This window comes from Pseudodesulfovibrio sp. 5S69, from assembly GCF_037094465.1.
Lineage (GTDB): Bacteria > Desulfobacterota > Desulfovibrionia > Desulfovibrionales > Desulfovibrionaceae > Pseudodesulfovibrio > Pseudodesulfovibrio methanolicus.
Genome location: NZ_CP146609.1, coordinates 273,768 through 288,876 on the forward strand (window position 1 = coordinate 273,768; position 15,109 = coordinate 288,876).

Below are 15,109 nucleotides of genomic sequence, written 5' to 3' on the forward strand. Positions count from 1 at the left end.
CATGAGGATCAAATCCCCCTTCGGAAAATGTGCGGATGGCCCGCTATCGGAAGCCGCTAAGGGTCCCTATATCTGTAATCGAGCGCCGACTTCGATGACCTGCTCGGAGGGGATATCGAAGAACGCCGCCGGGTCCATGCCGTTCCTGGCCAGGAAGAGGTAGAGGCCGGAGCGCCAGCGGCTCATGGCCGGGGGATCGCCCACGGTCAGCTTTTCGCGGCCCAGGAAGAAGCTGGCTGTGTTGATGTCCACGTTCACGCCCTTGTCCTTGCACAGGGCGAAGATCACGGCCACGGTGGGCTCTTCCATGTAGCCGAAGTGGGCGATGACCCGGAGCACACCCGAGCCGAACCGCTCCAGCTCGATCTTCTCGAAGTTGGGCACGCGGGGGATCTGCTCGGTGCGGATGTTCAGGAAGTAGACCTCGGAGTGCAGGACCTTGTTGTGGCGCAGGTTCTGGATCATGGCCACCGGCACGGTGGTGTGGCTGCGGGTCAGGAACACGGCCTGCCCCGGAACGCGCTTGGGCGGATTCTCGCTGATCTCCTTGAGGAAGGCATCCAGGGGGCGGGTCAATCCACGGGCGCGGACGGCCAGGATCTCGCTGCCCTTCTCCCAGGTGAGCATCACGGCCAGGACCAGCAGGGCGATGACCAGGGGGAACCACGCGCCGTGGGCGATCTTGGTCATGTTCGCGGCGAAGAACGAGAAGTCCACGGTGAAGAACAGGGCCGTGAGCCCGACGGCCACGGGCAGTTTCCACTCCCAGCGCCTGCGCATGACCACGTAGAACAGGGTGGCGGTGACCAGCATGCTCGCGGTCACGGCCACGCCGTAGGCCGCGGCCAGCTTGCTCGAAGTCCGGAAACCCAGGACCAGGCCGACGGTGCAGACCATCAGCAGCCAGTTGACCGGGGCCACGTAGATCTGGCCCATGTGCGTGGACGAGGTGTGGGTCACGCGCAGCCTCGGCAGGTAACCGAGCTGGACCGCCTGGGAGGTCAGGGAAAAGGCCCCGGTGATGACCGCCTGCGAGGCCACGATGGTAGCCATGGTGGCCAGGATGACCATGGGGATGATCGCCCAGCGGGGCACGATGGCATAGAACGGGTGGAAGGCGTCCTGGGGCACGGCCAGCAGGTGCGCACCCTGGCCGAAATAGTTGAGCAGCAGGGCGGGCAGGGCCACCAGGAACCAGGTCAGCCGAATGGGCTTGCGCCCGAAATGGCCCAGGTCCGCGTAGATGGCCTCGGCCCCGGTGGCCACCAGGAAGACCGCGCCCAGGACCACGAAGCCGTGGACCTTGTTGGCGATCAGAAAATGCAGGCCGTGCCAGGGCAGGATGGCCGCGAACACCGAGGGGTTCTTGATTACCTGGTGCAGGCCGAGCAGGGCCAGGGTGGTCATCCAGATCAGGATGACCGGGCCGAACAGGGTGCCGACCTTGGCCGTGCCGTGGCGTTGCAGCAGGAACAGGCTGATCAGGATGGCCAGGGTGATGTGCAGGATGTACGGATCGAACAGCGGCGTGATGTGCCCCAGCCCCTCCACCGCGCTCAGGACCGAGATGGCCGGGGTGATCATGCCGTCGCCGTAAAGCAGGCAGGCCGCGAACAGGCCGAGGATGATCAGGATCCAGGCCCCCTTGGTCATGTGCTCCCGGCGCGGTTTGACCAGGGTGGTCAGCGCCAGCACACCGCCCTCGCCGTCGTGGTCGGCGCGCAGCACCATGGTCAGGTACTTGAAGGAGACGATGAGCATCAACGCCCAGAAGATCAGGGACAGGACGCCCAGGACGTTCTCCGGGGTGACCGCGATGCCGTATTCGCCGTGAAAACACTCGCGCAGGGCATACAGGGGGCTGGTGCCTATGTCGCCGAAGACCACGCCCAGCGCGGCCAGGGAAAGGGCTGCCAACCGTTTGCCCGTCGGATTATCGGTATGTTCCATTTACGCTCCGGTTCATGTGGCCGGTCCGGGATCTCCGGCCCGACGCGGAGCATCATACCGTCATCTTCCCTCGGGGGCCACCCCTCATCTGCGGCCCGGAAACCCCCGCTATACGGGGCTTGACCGCCGGGCCACGCTCTGTCATCAATTTGAATGACACAATGAAAACCTCCGGGGGGTGGTGCCATGAGCAAGAAAGTCCGCAGTGTCCGCGTGCCCAAGGAATTGGAAACCCTGAACCTTTCAGGCATTATCCGGGAGTGCGAGAGCCACTTGCGTGATCTCGAATCCGCCACCCTGCTCAAGCAGCAGGGAAACCAGGAGGCGGCCGAGGCGCTGATGAAGACGCGCCAGGCCGACCTGGGCCGCAAGATCGGGAAACTGGTCTGGGAGGCCCGCGTTCAATACGGAAAATCCAGAGAGGACTGATATGAAAGCAAAATCCGCAGCAGAATCCGAGGTGATCATGACCCACCTCGTCATGCCCCAGGACGCCAACCCCGCAGGCAACCTGCACGGCGGCGTCATACTCAAGCACGTGGACACGACCGGCGGCGTGGTGGCCAAACGCCACTCGCGCAGCAACACCGTGACCGTGTCCATCGACCGCATGGCCTTCAAGCAGCCCGCCTACATGGGCGAGTTGCTCATCTTCAAGGCCAGCCTGAACCACGTGGGCCGCACCTCCATGGAGATCGGCGTGCGCGTGGAGGCCGAAAACCTGCGCACCGGCGAGGTCCGCCACACCAACTCCGCCTACCTGACCTACGTGGCCCTGGACGACAACGGCAAACCTACCGAAGTCCCGCCCCTCAAACTTGAAACCGAGACCGCCAAACGCCGCTACAAGGAAGCCGAACTCCGCCGCGAAATGCGCAAACGGGAACGGGAACTCGAAGAAGGCAAAAAACTCTGCCAACCCAACAAAGACCAGTAGCCGGACAAAAGGGCCGCCCGAAGCGGCCCTTTTTGTTGGAATGCCTCCGGCGGCCAGAGGGGGAAACTTTTGAAAAAGTTTCCCCCTCTGGACTCCCCCTTCCAAACTTTTTGTCGCCGCTTCGCGGGGCATGACGCACAAAAAGGCCTCCGACTCATTCACGAGTCGGAGGCCCTTCATTCTTCTGGAGCGAATCGGGTGCGCAGCACCCGACAGCGGCTTTCCTCGCTCGGAATAGGCTTTGATTCGCCCCGTCCTGGGGTTCACCCCTTCGGGGCGTTGCGGAAAGACCGCAACGTCCAAATCCGCTGTCCTGCGGATTTGTCGAGAGTGGGTTAGCTGCACATTTTCCGAGGGTCCGCAATCGGAAGCCGCCTATGCGCGAGACTTCTTCCTTCCGCCCTGAGAGCCGATGTAGATGCCCACGAGAGCCAGGGCGACACCGGACAGCTCCACCAAATTGACCGCCTTGCCGAAGAAGAGGATGTCCCAGACAAAGGAGAGGGTCGGTTGCAGGAGCAGGATGAGGCCGACCAGGGCGCCGCGCACGGTCTGGATGCCGCGGGTGATCAGGAACCAGCCCACGGCGTGGCAGACCAGGGCCAGGGTGGAGATGGCGGCCAGGGACTTGAGGGTGGGGATGGCGAAGGACTCGCCCTCGACCACGGCGAACGCGCCGAGGATCAGGCCGGTGGCCAGGGCCGCGGCCGAGGCCAGGACCAGGGAGTCCGTCTTGTCCTTGGCCAGGGAGTATTTCAGCGAGAGCATGTACAAGGCGTAGAAGCAGGCCGTGGCCAGCCCGTAGAACACGCCCAGCCTGTAGTCGGCGGTAAAGCCGGACCAGCCCACGCCGACCATGAGATAGAGTCCGGCCAGAGCCAGCGGGATGGCCGCGTACATGCGCGGCGGCATGCGCTCCTTGAAGAACAGGGCCGAGACGATGGCCAGGGGGATGACCTGAAAGTTGCCGAGCATGGTGGACAGGCCCGGCCCGACAAAGGCGATGGAGCGGTGCCAGAACACAAAGTCGCCCGCAAAGAACACGGCGGCCACGCAGCCCCATTTGATGACGTTGGGGGTGAACAGCCTGAGCTTGCCCATGCGGGCCAGGACCGCGAGCATGGCCAGCCCGCCGCCGGTCAGGCGGTAGAACCCGGCCACGTCCGGGGGCAACCCGGCCAGGACCACCATGGCCGAGGAGAAGCTGATCAGCACCGCGCCGATGAACAGCGCGCTCACGGGGCCACCACCTTGAGCCTGCGGCCCAGCGTGATGCCGGTCTCGTCCACCTGGGCCACATAGGGCCAGGCCTCGACCCCGGCGTCCAGGGCCGCGTAGAACAACTCCGCGTAAACCGGATCGATCATGTCCGCCGGGCCGAAACAATGGCCGTCGGGCCGCTGGACCAGGAAGAACAGGACCACGCGCGCGCCGGTCCCGGCCAGGGCCATGAGCTCGCGCAGGTGCTTCTGACCGCGCTCGGTGACCGCGTCCGGAAACAGGGCCACGTCGTCCTCCACCAGGGTGACGTTCTTGCACTCCACCCACAGGTCGCCGGGCGCGCCGGTCAGGTGCGCATCCAGTCGGCTTTGGCCCACCTTGGCCTCTTTCTGGAAATGATCGTACCCGTCCATCTCGGGCAGGGAACCCGTCTGCCAGGCCGCGTAGAGCATGCGGTTGGGCGTGAGCGTGTTCACCCCGACCATGGCCCCGGCCAGTTCCAGCCCCTCCAGGGTGTACTTGAGCTTGCGGTCCGGGTTGGCCGCGGGCGAGAGTAGGGCCGTCCCGCCCGGCCGGAGCAGGCCGAGCATGGACCCGGTATTGTTGGTGTGGGCCGCAAGCAGCGCGCCCTTGTCCGGGCCGTCCAGGGCCTCGGCCTCCACGGTGAACCGCTTTATCCGACGGACAAAGGCGGCCCGGCGGCACGGGGCATGAAAGGGAATATGGGCGGCGGGTCTGGACACGGTTGCTCCTGGGGGACAAGCACTAGGCGATTTCCCCCGCTTTTGCCAGCGGAAAGGAGCCGCCCCCCCGGCTACTCCCCTTGCCCGAGCTTTTCCAGGGCCTCGACGATCTTGTGCCCCTCACCCTCGTACACGGCCTTGTCCTCCTCGGGCGTGGGCGCGGTCACCTCGGGCCAGACGCCGGGCCGCGGGTCGGGCCCCTTGCGGGCCTCCGCGCTCGGCTTCGTGTCGGTCATGACCGGGGTCTTGCGGATGTCCACGCCGGGCACCGGGGCGCTGAACTCGATGGGGATATTGTTCGGATCGAAGGCGTAGATGGAGTGGATGAACCCGTGGTCCACCACCTCGGAGCACCACACGTCCGCGGCCTCCAGTTTGTCCTTGAGCTCCCACAGATCGTCCTCGGCGGCCACGCCGAAGGCAATGTGGTCGAAGGCGACCTTGCCCCGGACCGGAAACCCGTGGTCCTTTTCGTCCAGCGGCTCCACGCCGTCCCACTCGAAGAAGGCGATCATGTCGTTTTCCGCGATCTCGAAGAAATAGTGGCGGTAGCCGGGGCGCCCAAGGCCGACCACCAACCGCATGCCCAGCAGGTCGCGCCAGAAGCGGATGGTCCCATCCATGTCGCCGGTGACCATGGCCAAATGGTTGATGCCGGTGTATCGTGCCATGTGCAATCCTTTCCTTGTTCGGTTTCCGGGCAGGCTACCATGGGAAGGAAAAGGAGAAAAGGAGAACCGGACCGAACCGGACCGAACCGGACGGACCTCCGGCGCGCGGACGCAAAAAAAGCCCCGGACAGAAGTCCGGGGCCCGTGTCCGTCTTGTCTACGTCTAGGCGCGTTGTCCGCGCCGCCGCATGAAACCGACCAGCCCCAGGAGCCCGAGCCCCATGATGGCGAAGGTGCCGGGTTCGGGCACCGGCGTGGTGCTGTTGAACGGGACGTCGTGCTGCTGAATATGCGCATAGTAGAAATCCGCGATGAGGGTTCCGTCTATGCTGCCCCCTCCGCCGCTGATTTTGTCATAGTAGCCGGTTACGGTGGCATTCGGGGCCAGGATGGAGCCCTGGACGCCGACGCCGTCCAGATACAGGCTCTCGGTCTCGTAAAAATTGAACAGGATGTCGTTGCGGTAGGCCGTGAGATCCACCATGCCCATGCCGACCAGCCCGGATTCCTTGCCGGAGACGTTGATCAGGATGGTCGATCCGTCGGCGATCCCGCCGAGGCTCAGTTCGGTGCTGCCCAAAAGGTCGGCGCCGTCGAGGTTGAACACCTGCAACTGAGAACTGCCGTCGCCGGTCAGGGTCAGGACGTTCCCGCCCAGGACGTCCGTGCCGGTCGCCGCGTAGCCGCCCAGTGTGACGGCCAGGGCCCGGAGGTAGGCCGCCTGTTCCTTGAAATTGATCACGCTGGTGCCTGCATACAGGGTCCCGCTGTCCACGTCCGGGGATGACAAGACAGAGCCGCCCACGGCCACGTCGCCGTGGTAGACATCCCCGCCGTTGTAGTTGAGGTTTCCCCCCACCACCAGTGAGTAGCCGGAGTAGCCGTCGGGCAGGGCATACCCGACGGAGTACGGACTCATGGTGGCGTTGCCCCCCACGGCCAGACGGCCCTGGGTATCGGAGGCGCCGCTCGAAAACTCGCCGAGGATGAACGCGTTGTACTCCCCGGCCTCGCCGAGGTCGATGTAGCCCGCCCGCGCGGGGGAGGCCGCGAGGGCCAGTGCCAGCAGGGTGATAAGGATAAATATGGACGTCTTCATGAGGATGCTCCGGTGTCTGTGCGTCGGCCCTGCGGGCTCTTTCGCGGTATCGGTATTTGTATCTTAGCAAAAACAGTGCCTATCGGCTATCTTTTTGAAATACGGCATGTTCCGAAAATGTACTATGCAAAATTCTGTAAAGAAGCGGCCTTCCCTGTCGGTGATCTTTACAGCAGCGGGGCGGAAAATCAACGCGTTGCCGGGCCGCCGGCGGGCGGCGCGGGCCACTGCGTTCCCTTTACAAATCGCGTGAAATGGGCTCAAACTGCGGCCAAATGTCAAGAGTTCTGCTGCATATCTGTTGTGGGCCGTGTTCCATCACCACGCTCAAGACGCTGCTGGCCGAGGGGCACGAGGTCACGGGGCTGTTCTACAACCCGAACATCCACCCGCTCACGGAGTACGTGAAGCGGCGGGACGGCTGTCTGGCCGTGGCCGAGAGACTCGGCGTGAAGGTCATCGTCAAGGACGACGAGTACCGGCCGCAGGAGTGGTTCCGGGCCGTGGCCCACCGCGAGAACAACCGCTGCTTCCACTGCTACGCCATGCGCCTGGAGCGCACCGCGCAGATCGCCAAACGGGGCAATTTCGATCTCTTCACCACCACCCTGCTCTATTCCAAGTACCAGAAGCACGACGAGATCGCGGCCCTGGGCCGGGACCTGGAGTCGGCCAAAACGAAATTTTTGTACCACGACTTCCGCGAGGGCTGGAGCGAGGGCATCGAGACCTCGAAAGAGTGGGAAATCTACCGCCAGCAATACTGCGGCTGCCTGTACAGCGAGAACGAGCGGTACAAGCGGGAGTTGATGGGCTAGGCCATGCGCGCGCTGTTCGCCTTCCTGTTCACGCGCAAGCACGCGCTCATCGGCTTTCTGTTGCTCAAAACCATTGCCGTGGTCGTCAACGGGCTGGTCCGGGGCTCGGCCGAGGTCTGGGGCATCGGCATCCTGGCCCTGGCGGTCTACGCGATCATCGCCCGCTTCGCCCAGGCCGGACGGGTCATCTCCATCTGGGCCGCGACCCTGCTGATGCTCTACGAGGCGGCCGGGGCGCTGCTCCTGGCCTGGTCCGGCCTGACCAGCGCGCCCGGCATGGCCCTGATCGGCCTTGTCGTGGCCGCGTACCTCATCGTCGGGGCGCTGGCGGTCTTCGCCAGCCGCAGGGAGAGTTGAGCGTGGGCAGGATATACGGCGAGAACGTCCCGGTCAGGGCCGCCTTTCCCGAGGCCGGGTCCAAGCCGGTGCAGGTCGCGGATCACGGCAAGGGGCTGCTGCTCTACATCCACGTGCCGTTCTGCCGCTCCCGGTGCCACTACTGCTCCTTCCACTCCCAATCCTTCGACCAGGCCACCTTCGCCTGGTACGTCTCCCTGCTGCTCAAGGAGATCGAGCTGTGGGGACGGCGGTTGCAACGCCCCAGGCTGCGCACGGTCTATTTCGGCGGCGGCACCCCGTCCCTGATCCCCCTGGCCCAGCTCGACCGGATCATGAAGGCGCTGAACAAGGCGTTCGTCTTCAATCCGGGGATCGAGGCGACCATCGAGGCCAATCCGGATTCGGCCCAGGACGTCAGCTACTTCCGGGGGCTGTTGTCCCTGGGCTTCAACCGGCTGTCGCTGGGCATGCAGAGCCTCAAGGACGCGGACCTCCAGACCATGGGCCGCCCGCACTCGGTGGCCATGGCCTACCAGGCCTTTGACCAGGCGCGCCGGGCCGGGTTCGGCAACATCGGCGTGGACCTCATCTGGGGGTTGCCCGGCCAGAAACTCAAGGTCTGGCTCGACCAGTTGCGCATCGTCTCGGAGATGCGGCCCGAGCACATTTCGGCCTACAACCTGACCCTGGAGGAAGGCACGGTAATGGCCAGGCGCTGCGCCGAGGGCGGCGACCTGAGCCTGCCGCTGGACCAGGAACAGGGGCGCATGTTCGTCTACGGGGCCGAGTATCTGGAGTCCGTGGGCTACCTGCACTATGAGGTCTCCAACTTCGCGCGCATGGGGTTCATGTCCGTGCACAACTCCGGGTACTGGGACGGATCCGACTACCTCGGGCTGGGGCCGTCGGCCGTGTCCACCCTGGGACGCAGGCGGTTCACGGTGCCGCGCTACATGGACGAATACGACGCCTTTGTCCGCGGCGAACTGGTCGGCAGCGACTACGAGGAACTGACCGACGAGGTCCTGCTCGAGGAGATGGTCATGCTCTCCCTGCGCACGAGCAAGGGGCTGGACCTGAAGGAATACCGCAGGCGCACCGGCTTCGACCTGATCAAGAGGAAGGAGCAGTTGATCAGCGCCTTGCACCGCGAGAACCTGGTGCGCATCTCGGGCGGCAGGCTCCGGCTGACCAAGAACGGCATGCTCGTGTCCAACGTGATCATTGAACGGCTCGCCTTCGGCGATTAGGATACCCATGAACACTCCCTCCCTGACGCGCATCTTTCTCGCCTTCCTCCGGCTGGGGCTGACCGCCTTCGGCGGCCCGGCCATGGTCCCGTACATCCGGGCCATGGCCGTGGAGCGCAAGGGCTGGCTCGACGAGCCCTCGTTCTCGCTGGGCATGTCCCTGACCCAGTTGCTGCCCGGCGCCACGGCCATGCAGGTGGCCGCCTACGTGGGGCTCCGGGCGCGCGGCGGGGCCGGAGCCCTGGCCGCCTACGTCGGGTTCGGCCTGCCCGCCTTCCTGCTCATGCTCGGCCTGACCGTGCTCTATTTCTCGGCCCGGGACGTGGCCGCCGTGACCGCGGCCTTCACCGGCCTGCAACTGGTCATCGTCGCCCTGATCCTGCATGCGGCGGTCAACTTCGCCCGGCGCTACCTGGACACCCTGGCCTCCCGGCTCCTGGCCTGCCTGGCGGGCGTCTGGCTCGGGCTCAAGGGCAACCCCATCCTGGCCATGGCCGTGGTCTGCATCCTGGCCGTGTTCCTGCTCCGCAACGAGCAGGGCGGCGCGCCCGCGCGGCCGACCCCGACCGGGCGCGGGCCCCTGCGTTTTGCCGGACTGCTCCTGGGGGTCCTGGTCCTTTTCCTGGCCGCATTGTACGCGGTAAACCCGGAGCTGTTCCGGCTCGGCCTGCTCATGGTCAAGATCGACTGCTTCGCCTTCGGCGGCGGGTACGTGTCCGTACCGCTCATGCTCCATGAAGTGGTCGAAGTGCGCGGCTGGCTGACCCAACCCATGTTCATGGACGGCATCGCGCTGGGGCAGGTCACGCCCGGCCCCATCGTCATGACCGGGGCTTTCGTGGGCTATGCCGTGGCCGGGCTGGCCGGGGCCCTGACCGCGGCCGTGACCGTGTTCTCGCCCTCGCTCATCATCCTGTGCGCGGCCACCCCCTTCGCCGACCGGCTGGTGGCCTCGCCCGTGGCCCGGCGGGTGCTCAGGGGCAGCCTCATCTCCCTGGTGGGGTTGATGGCCGCCGTGGCCGTGCGCTTCGGGCTGTCCGTCCACTGGACCGTGGCCCAGGCGGTCTTTGCCCTGGCCGCGTTCATCGCCCTGCGCAAAAAGGTGGACATCCTCTGGGTGGTCCTGGCCGGGGCCGGGATCGGAGCGCTGGCTTTCTGACCGGAAAACCGCCCGTGTTGACAGAATCCGGCGGCCACCGTAGAGAATCTATAGAATATCTAGATAATTGGCCCGCCTTGACGGGCCCAGCGGGTGTCGCCCGACAATCCCGGAGGGAGGGGGTATGTTCGATTCCAAGAGGATTCCGTTCCGGTTCAAGCTCATCCTCGGCGTAGTGTCCATGGTGTTCCTGACCTCCATCATCCTGGCCGGGGGCATCGTCTATCTCATGGACGGCGCGCTGAGCGAGCTGAACGTGAGCCCCGAGGCCTTGGGCGCGGTGGAACGCCAGATCCTTCTCGCGGCCGGGGGCATCGTAGCCGCGGGCGTGGCCGTTTCCCTGCTCGGCAGCTTCCTCCTGATCCGCACCCTGCTCAAGCCGCTGCGCGACCTCTCGGCCTACACCCTCGAAGTGGCCGCCGGCAACTATGCCGCGACCATCGACTACCAAGCCCGCGACGCCATCGGCGAAACCATCGACGCGGTCAAAGACATGACCGCCGAGCTCAAGGCCAAGCTCGGCATGTCCCAGGGGCTGCTGACCAGCCTGACCCAGCCGTGCGTGGTCACGGACACCGACGAGATCATCACCTTCCTGAACCAGCCGGAGCTGGACCTGTTGCAGATCGACGGGCAACCGTCCGATTTCATCGGCATGCATATGTCCGAGTTCGTCTACGGGGACCGCTCGCGGCCGACCCTGCTCGGCCAGTGCATGCGCAAGGGCAAGGTCATCGTGGGCCAGACCACCAAGGGCAAGGGGCGCAAGGGCCGTCCCTACAACCTGCTGGTCGACACCTCGCCCATCAGGGACCTGGACGGGAAGATCGTGGGCGCGTTCACCATCCTGACCGAGACCACGGAGATCAAGAAGAGCGAGGCCGAGGCCCTGCACCAGCACGAACGCATCGCCGAAGCAGCCCGCGAGGCCGAGGCCATCGCCCTGGAGCTGGACGAGGCGTCGTCCACCCTGTCCCGCAAGGTGGACGAGGCCAGCCACGGCTCTGACGTCCAGCGCGACCGGGCTACCGAGACGGCCACGGCCATGGAACAGATGAACGCCACCGTGCTGGAGGTGGCCCAGAATGCGGGAAGCGCCTCCTGCAATGCGGACGACATGCGCGACCTGGCCGAAGAGGGCGCCGGGCTGGTCCACCATGTGGTCGAAGCCATCCAGGACGTGGGCACGCAGTCCGAGGCCCTCAAGGAGTCCATGTCCCAACTGGACAGGCAGACCGAGGATATCGGGGCGATCATGCAGGTCATCGACGACATCGCGGACCAGACCAATCTGCTGGCCCTGAACGCGGCCATCGAGGCGGCCCGCGCGGGCGAGGCCGGGCGCGGCTTCGCCGTGGTCGCGGACGAGGTCCGCAAGCTGGCCGAAAAGACCATGACCGCCACCAAGGAGGTGGACGCGGCCATCCAGTCCATCCGCACCGGCACCCGCGACAACGTGGCCGCCACCGAACGGGCCGTGGCCTCCATCCGGGAATCCACCGAACTGGCGGGCCGGGCCGGGCAGTCCATCGAGACCATCCAGCAGTCCGTGATCCAGACCGCCGACCAGGTCCGCTCCATCGCCACGGCCGCCGAGGAGCAGTCGGCCACCAGCGAGCAGGTCACCCGGGCCACCGAGGAGATCACCGCCATCTCCAGCGAGACCGCCCAGGCCATGGGCGAGGCCCGCACCGACCTGGACCGCCTGGCCACCCTGGCGGGCTCCCTCAAGGAACTCATCGGCCGCATGCAGTCCTGACCGGGACGTTTTTCAATGCGAGAAAGGAAGCCCCCGCCGGACATGGCGGGGGCTTTTCGCTTGCGGTGACCGCAAACGGAGAAGCGACGAAAACGAGTGGGAGATCAGCCCAGCACGGCCCGGACCAGCTCCGGGGTGCGCGTCCCGGCCTTGCCTTCCAGAAAGTAGTCGGTGGTGTTGTAGGTGTACGCGGTGTCCCGCAGGTTGATCTCGATGATCGTGCCGCCGTGGTTCTTGACCACATGGGGGATGCGCCCGGCCGGGACGACCTCGCCGCCCGTGCCGATGACCAGGCAGACGTCCGCCTGTTTGGCCAGGTCCGTGGCCGCCCGGTGCACGTCATCGGGGATGCCCTCGCCGAAGAAGACGAAGTCCGGCTTGAGCAGCCCGCCGCAGGCCGGGCAGGGAGGGGGCAGGATGTCCAGCGAGACGGCCTCGGTGGCGAAGAAGGCCCGGCAGGACAGGCACTGCATGCGCCGGGTCGAGCCGTGGTATTCGTGGACCACCCGGCTGCCCGCGTCCTGGTGCAGGGAGTCGATGTTCTGGGTGACGATCCCCGCGAGCTTCCCGGCGGCCTCCAGCTCGGCCAGGGCCAGGTGCGCCGGGTTGGGCTTGGCCCGGCCGTACATGTCGTAGAAGATTTCCTTGAGCAGGGGCCAGACCTCTTCGGGGTGGCGCTTGAAATACCCCTTCTCGAACTTGTCCGGGTCGTACCTGGCCCACACGCCGCCCGGCCCCCTAAACGGCGGGATGCCCGATTCCACGGAGATGCCCGCGCCGGTGAAGGCCATGGCGCAGCGCGCCTTTTTCAGGGCCTCGGCCGCGTTGTGCAGGGCGTGGTTCGACATGATCTAATGTCCTGCGAAAGCCAGGTGGAGTTTACCCTGCCCGTCCCGGTTCAGAGTGAAGATGGCGGCCCAGCGGTCGATGCAGCCGTCCGTCTGCCCGGTGGACGGTTCGAGCACGGCCGGGTCCACGGTGATCTCCGCAGTGACCGTCCCCTCCTTGAGAAAGACCAGGCTCCAGCCGCCCTCCTTCCGGGGGGCGAGCTTGTAGTCGCGGCCGAACAGGGTGGAGAAGTCGTGCTCCGCGCCCGGCAGGACCACGCAGACCGAATCCCAGTCGTAGTATTCCATGAAGGCGTCCAGAGAATAGGCCCGGTCGGTCCCGATCGGGGCCTCCTTCAAGGCCTTGAAGAAGCGGTCGCTGACGTAGCGGTCCGTGTAGTCGAAGGAGAACAGCACGGCAAAGAGCAGGAGCAGGCCGATGGTCACGACCAGCGCGCTTTTGGTCCTCATGTTCATGCCTCACCTTCCTCCGGGCACGGGTTCATAACAATTCCCTCAATAAACCCTACTGGTTTGGCCCGCCACGGTCAAACCCGGTTCCGGTCCGTTGGCCCCGCATGCGAATCGACAAATACCGTTATGCAGTTTAACAAAATTGATAAAAATTTACTAAATTTGCCACTTTTGTAAAGACAAAAAAATACTTTTGTGTAGATAGTGCCCAAATACCGTGTTTTTTTATTGGCCTCAGTCTTGCATACCCCGCCGCTGGAGGTTTGAACAATGAATTACACCGACAACGCTTTTATCCTGGTCTGCGCTGCCCTGGTCATGTTCATGACCCCCGGCCTGGCGCTGTTTTACGGCGGGCTGGTCCGCTCGAAAAACGTTCTCGCAACCATCATGCAGTCCTTCATCATGCTCGGGCTCATGTCCGTGCTCTGGGCCGTCATCGGCTACACCCTGTCCTTCGGTTCGGACATCGGCGGGCTCATCGGCGGGCTCGACTTCATTTTTCTCAAGGGCGTGGGCATGACCACGGCCGGGTCCCCGGCGGACAACCTGCCCCACCTGACCTTCATGATCTTCCAGTGCATGTTCGCGGTCATCACCCCGGCGCTGATCACCGGCGCCTTTGCCGAGCGCATGAAGTTCGGCGGGTTCATGGTCTTTTCCGCCCTGTGGCTGATCCTGGTCTACGCCCCCATGTGCCACTGGGTCTGGGGCGGCGGCTGGATGGGCCAGATGGGCGCGCTGGACTTCGCGGGCGGCGCGGTGGTCCACATGAGCTCGGGCGCGGCCGCCCTGTGCTGCGCCATCCTCATCGGCAAGCGCAAGGGCCACGGCAGCACGGCCTTCATCCCGCACAACCTGCCCATGACCATCCTGGGCGCGGCCATCCTGTGGTTCGGCTGGTTCGGCTTCAACGCCGGGTCCGCCCTGGCCGCGGACGGCGTGGCCGCCAACGCCTTCGTGACCACGCACATGGCCACGGCCGCCGCGGCCCTGTCCTGGATCATCGCCGAGTGGATGCACGGCGGCAAGGCCACCACCCTGGGCGCGGCCTCGGGCGCGGTGGCCGGGCTGGTCGCCATCACGCCGGCCGCCGGATTCGTCACCCCCATGTGGGCCATCGTGCTCGGCCTGGGCGCGGGCGTGCTCTGTTACGGCGGGATCATGCTCAAGAACAAATTCGGCTACGACGACGCCCTGGACGTGGTCGGCATCCACGGCCTGGGCGGCACCTACGGAGCCCTGGCCACCGGCCTGCTGGCCACGGTGGGCGCGGACGGACTCATCGCGGGCAACGCGCACCAGTTGTGGGTCCAGTTCGTCTCCGTGGTGGCCACCTGGGGCTTCTGCTTCGCCATGACCTTCATCCTCTTCAAGGTGGTGGACGCCACCATCGGCCTGCGCGCCACAGACGAGGAGCAGGACAAGGGCATGGACATTGCCGAGCATTCCGAGACCGGTTATCAGTGGTAGTCAAGGAGACAGCGACATGAAGAAAATCGAGATCATCACCCGGACGTTCAAGCTCGACGAGGTCAAGACCGCCCTTTCCGGCATCGGCGTGAAAGGCATGACCGTCAGCGAAGTCAAGGGGTTCGGCCGCCAGGGCGGCCACAAGGAAGTCTATCGCGGCGCCGAATACCAGGTGGACTTCGTGCCCAAGATCAAGATCGAGGCCGTGGTCGAGGACGACTTCGCCTCCGAGGTGGTCGAGGCGGCCCGCGCGGCCGCGCGCACCGGCGAGGTGGGCGACGGCAAGATCTTCGTCTCCACCGTGGACGAGGTCGTGCGCATCCGTACGGGCGAGACCGGCGAAGAGGCTATCTAGCCTCAACAAGACGAGAACACCTCCGGGCCGGGCC

16 protein-coding genes are annotated in these 15,109 nt (G+C 65.3%); 9 read left to right on the plus strand and 7 right to left on the minus strand.

Annotation, left to right across the window (positions count from 1 at the left end; genetic code table 11):
• Positions 1-66: 66 nt before the first annotated feature.
• Entirely contained in the window at positions 67-1,950 is a 1,884-nt protein-coding gene (locus tag V8V93_RS01290) for a potassium transporter Kup (protein ID WP_338668560.1), read from the minus strand.
• A gap of 186 nt (positions 1,951-2,136) precedes the next feature.
• Here V8V93_RS01290 and V8V93_RS01295 point away from each other — a divergent pair, with 186 nt between their 5' ends.
• Together V8V93_RS01295 and V8V93_RS01300 are read left to right on the plus strand one after the other, a co-directional pair.
• A complete protein-coding gene (locus V8V93_RS01295; protein ID WP_071545171.1) occupies positions 2,137-2,379 on the plus strand; it encodes a hypothetical protein in 243 nt (80 codons plus the stop codon).
• Position 2,380: 1 nt separating this feature from the next.
• A complete protein-coding gene (locus V8V93_RS01300; protein ID WP_338668561.1) occupies positions 2,381-2,887 on the plus strand; it encodes an acyl-CoA thioesterase in 507 nt (168 codons plus the stop codon).
• 375 nt (positions 2,888-3,262) lie between these two features.
• Here the strand turns inward: V8V93_RS01300 and V8V93_RS01305 are convergent, their stop codons facing one another.
• The 4 genes from V8V93_RS01305 to V8V93_RS01320 all read right to left on the minus strand — a co-directional run bounded on the left by V8V93_RS01305 (position 3,263) and on the right by V8V93_RS01320 (position 6,621).
• A complete protein-coding gene (locus V8V93_RS01305; protein WP_338668562.1) occupies positions 3,263-4,126 on the minus strand; it encodes a DMT family transporter in 864 nt (287 codons plus the stop codon).
• Positions 4,123-4,851: a DNA/RNA nuclease SfsA gene (gene sfsA / locus V8V93_RS01310; protein ID WP_338668563.1), complete on the minus strand. Its 729-nt coding sequence runs from the start codon at positions 4,849-4,851 to the stop codon at positions 4,123-4,125. Before sfsA ends, V8V93_RS01305 begins: the two co-directional genes overlap by 4 nt.
• 71 nt (positions 4,852-4,922) lie before the next feature.
• The gene (locus tag V8V93_RS01315) at positions 4,923-5,522 is read right to left on the minus strand and encodes a VOC family protein (protein WP_338668564.1); all 600 of its coding nucleotides are present in this window, start codon (positions 5,520-5,522) and stop codon (positions 4,923-4,925) included.
• Positions 5,523-5,685: 163 nt separating this feature from the next.
• Positions 5,686-6,621, minus strand: coding sequence for a choice-of-anchor A family protein (locus V8V93_RS01320; protein ID WP_338668565.1), 936 nt, complete (start codon positions 6,619-6,621; stop codon positions 5,686-5,688).
• Between the two features lie 275 nt (positions 6,622-6,896).
• On the opposite strand from V8V93_RS01320, the gene V8V93_RS01325 reads away from it, so the two are divergent.
• The 5 genes from V8V93_RS01325 to V8V93_RS01345 all read left to right on the plus strand — a co-directional run bounded on the left by V8V93_RS01325 (position 6,897) and on the right by V8V93_RS01345 (position 11,946).
• Complete coding sequence (locus V8V93_RS01325; protein ID WP_338668566.1) at positions 6,897-7,439, plus strand: epoxyqueuosine reductase QueH; 543 nt, start codon at positions 6,897-6,899, stop codon at positions 7,437-7,439.
• A gap of 3 nt (positions 7,440-7,442) precedes the next feature.
• Positions 7,443-7,796, plus strand: coding sequence for a hypothetical protein (locus V8V93_RS01330; protein WP_338668567.1), 354 nt, complete (start codon positions 7,443-7,445; stop codon positions 7,794-7,796).
• A 2-nt stretch (positions 7,797-7,798) separates the two neighbouring features.
• Positions 7,799-9,028 (plus strand): radical SAM family heme chaperone HemW, encoded by a 1,230-nt coding sequence (gene hemW / locus V8V93_RS01335; protein WP_338668568.1) that lies wholly within the window; start codon positions 7,799-7,801, stop codon positions 9,026-9,028.
• A 7-nt stretch (positions 9,029-9,035) separates the two neighbouring features.
• On the plus strand, positions 9,036-10,187 hold the full coding sequence (chrA, locus tag V8V93_RS01340; RefSeq protein ID WP_338668569.1) for a chromate efflux transporter: 1,152 nt from the start codon (positions 9,036-9,038) through the stop codon (positions 10,185-10,187).
• 124 nt (positions 10,188-10,311) lie between these two features.
• A complete protein-coding gene (locus V8V93_RS01345) occupies positions 10,312-11,946 on the plus strand; it encodes a methyl-accepting chemotaxis protein (RefSeq protein WP_338668570.1) in 1,635 nt (544 codons plus the stop codon).
• 104 nt (positions 11,947-12,050) lie between these two features.
• Here V8V93_RS01345 and V8V93_RS01350 read toward each other — a convergent pair whose 3' ends face one another.
• Together V8V93_RS01350 and V8V93_RS01355 are read right to left on the minus strand one after the other, a co-directional pair.
• Complete coding sequence (locus V8V93_RS01350) at positions 12,051-12,794, minus strand: SIR2 family NAD-dependent protein deacylase (RefSeq protein WP_338668571.1); 744 nt, start codon at positions 12,792-12,794, stop codon at positions 12,051-12,053.
• 3 nt (positions 12,795-12,797) lie between these two features.
• Positions 12,798-13,250 (minus strand): hypothetical protein, encoded by a 453-nt coding sequence (locus V8V93_RS01355; RefSeq protein WP_338668572.1) that lies wholly within the window; start codon positions 13,248-13,250, stop codon positions 12,798-12,800.
• Positions 13,251-13,517: 267 nt separating this feature from the next.
• Here V8V93_RS01355 and V8V93_RS01360 point away from each other — a divergent pair, with 267 nt between their 5' ends.
• Positions 13,518-14,720 carry an ammonium transporter gene (locus V8V93_RS01360; protein WP_338668573.1) on the plus strand — a complete coding sequence of 401 codons (1,203 nt, stop codon included), beginning with the start codon at positions 13,518-13,520 and terminating at the stop codon, positions 14,718-14,720.
• A gap of 16 nt (positions 14,721-14,736) precedes the next feature.
• Complete coding sequence (locus tag V8V93_RS01365; RefSeq protein ID WP_338668574.1) at positions 14,737-15,075, plus strand: P-II family nitrogen regulator; 339 nt, start codon at positions 14,737-14,739, stop codon at positions 15,073-15,075.
• Positions 15,076-15,109: the final 34 nt, after the last annotated feature.

Bases quoted from the DNA above. Each gene is read 5' to 3' on its own strand.
- V8V93_RS01290 (WP_338668560.1), bottom strand. From the start codon at position 1,950: ATGGAACATACCGATAATCCGACGGGCAAACGGTTGGCAGCCCTTTCC.
- V8V93_RS01295 (WP_071545171.1), top strand. From the start codon at position 2,137: ATGAGCAAGAAAGTCCGCAGTGTCCGCGTGCCCAAGGAATTGGAAACC.
- V8V93_RS01300 (WP_338668561.1), top strand. From the start codon at position 2,381: ATGAAAGCAAAATCCGCAGCAGAATCCGAGGTGATCATGACCCACCTC.
- V8V93_RS01315 (WP_338668564.1), bottom strand. From the start codon at position 5,522: ATGGCACGATACACCGGCATCAACCATTTGGCCATGGTCACCGGCGAC.
- V8V93_RS01320 (WP_338668565.1), bottom strand. From the start codon at position 6,621: ATGAAGACGTCCATATTTATCCTTATCACCCTGCTGGCACTGGCCCTC.
- V8V93_RS01325 (WP_338668566.1), top strand. From the start codon at position 6,897: ATGTCAAGAGTTCTGCTGCATATCTGTTGTGGGCCGTGTTCCATCACC.
- V8V93_RS01330 (WP_338668567.1), top strand. From the start codon at position 7,443: ATGCGCGCGCTGTTCGCCTTCCTGTTCACGCGCAAGCACGCGCTCATC.
- chrA (WP_338668569.1), top strand. From the start codon at position 9,036: ATGAACACTCCCTCCCTGACGCGCATCTTTCTCGCCTTCCTCCGGCTG.
- V8V93_RS01345 (WP_338668570.1), top strand. From the start codon at position 10,312: ATGTTCGATTCCAAGAGGATTCCGTTCCGGTTCAAGCTCATCCTCGGC.
- V8V93_RS01350 (WP_338668571.1), bottom strand. From the start codon at position 12,794: ATGTCGAACCACGCCCTGCACAACGCGGCCGAGGCCCTGAAAAAGGCG.
- V8V93_RS01355 (WP_338668572.1), bottom strand. From the start codon at position 13,250: ATGAACATGAGGACCAAAAGCGCGCTGGTCGTGACCATCGGCCTGCTC.
- V8V93_RS01360 (WP_338668573.1), top strand. From the start codon at position 13,518: ATGAATTACACCGACAACGCTTTTATCCTGGTCTGCGCTGCCCTGGTC.
- V8V93_RS01365 (WP_338668574.1), top strand. From the start codon at position 14,737: ATGAAGAAAATCGAGATCATCACCCGGACGTTCAAGCTCGACGAGGTC.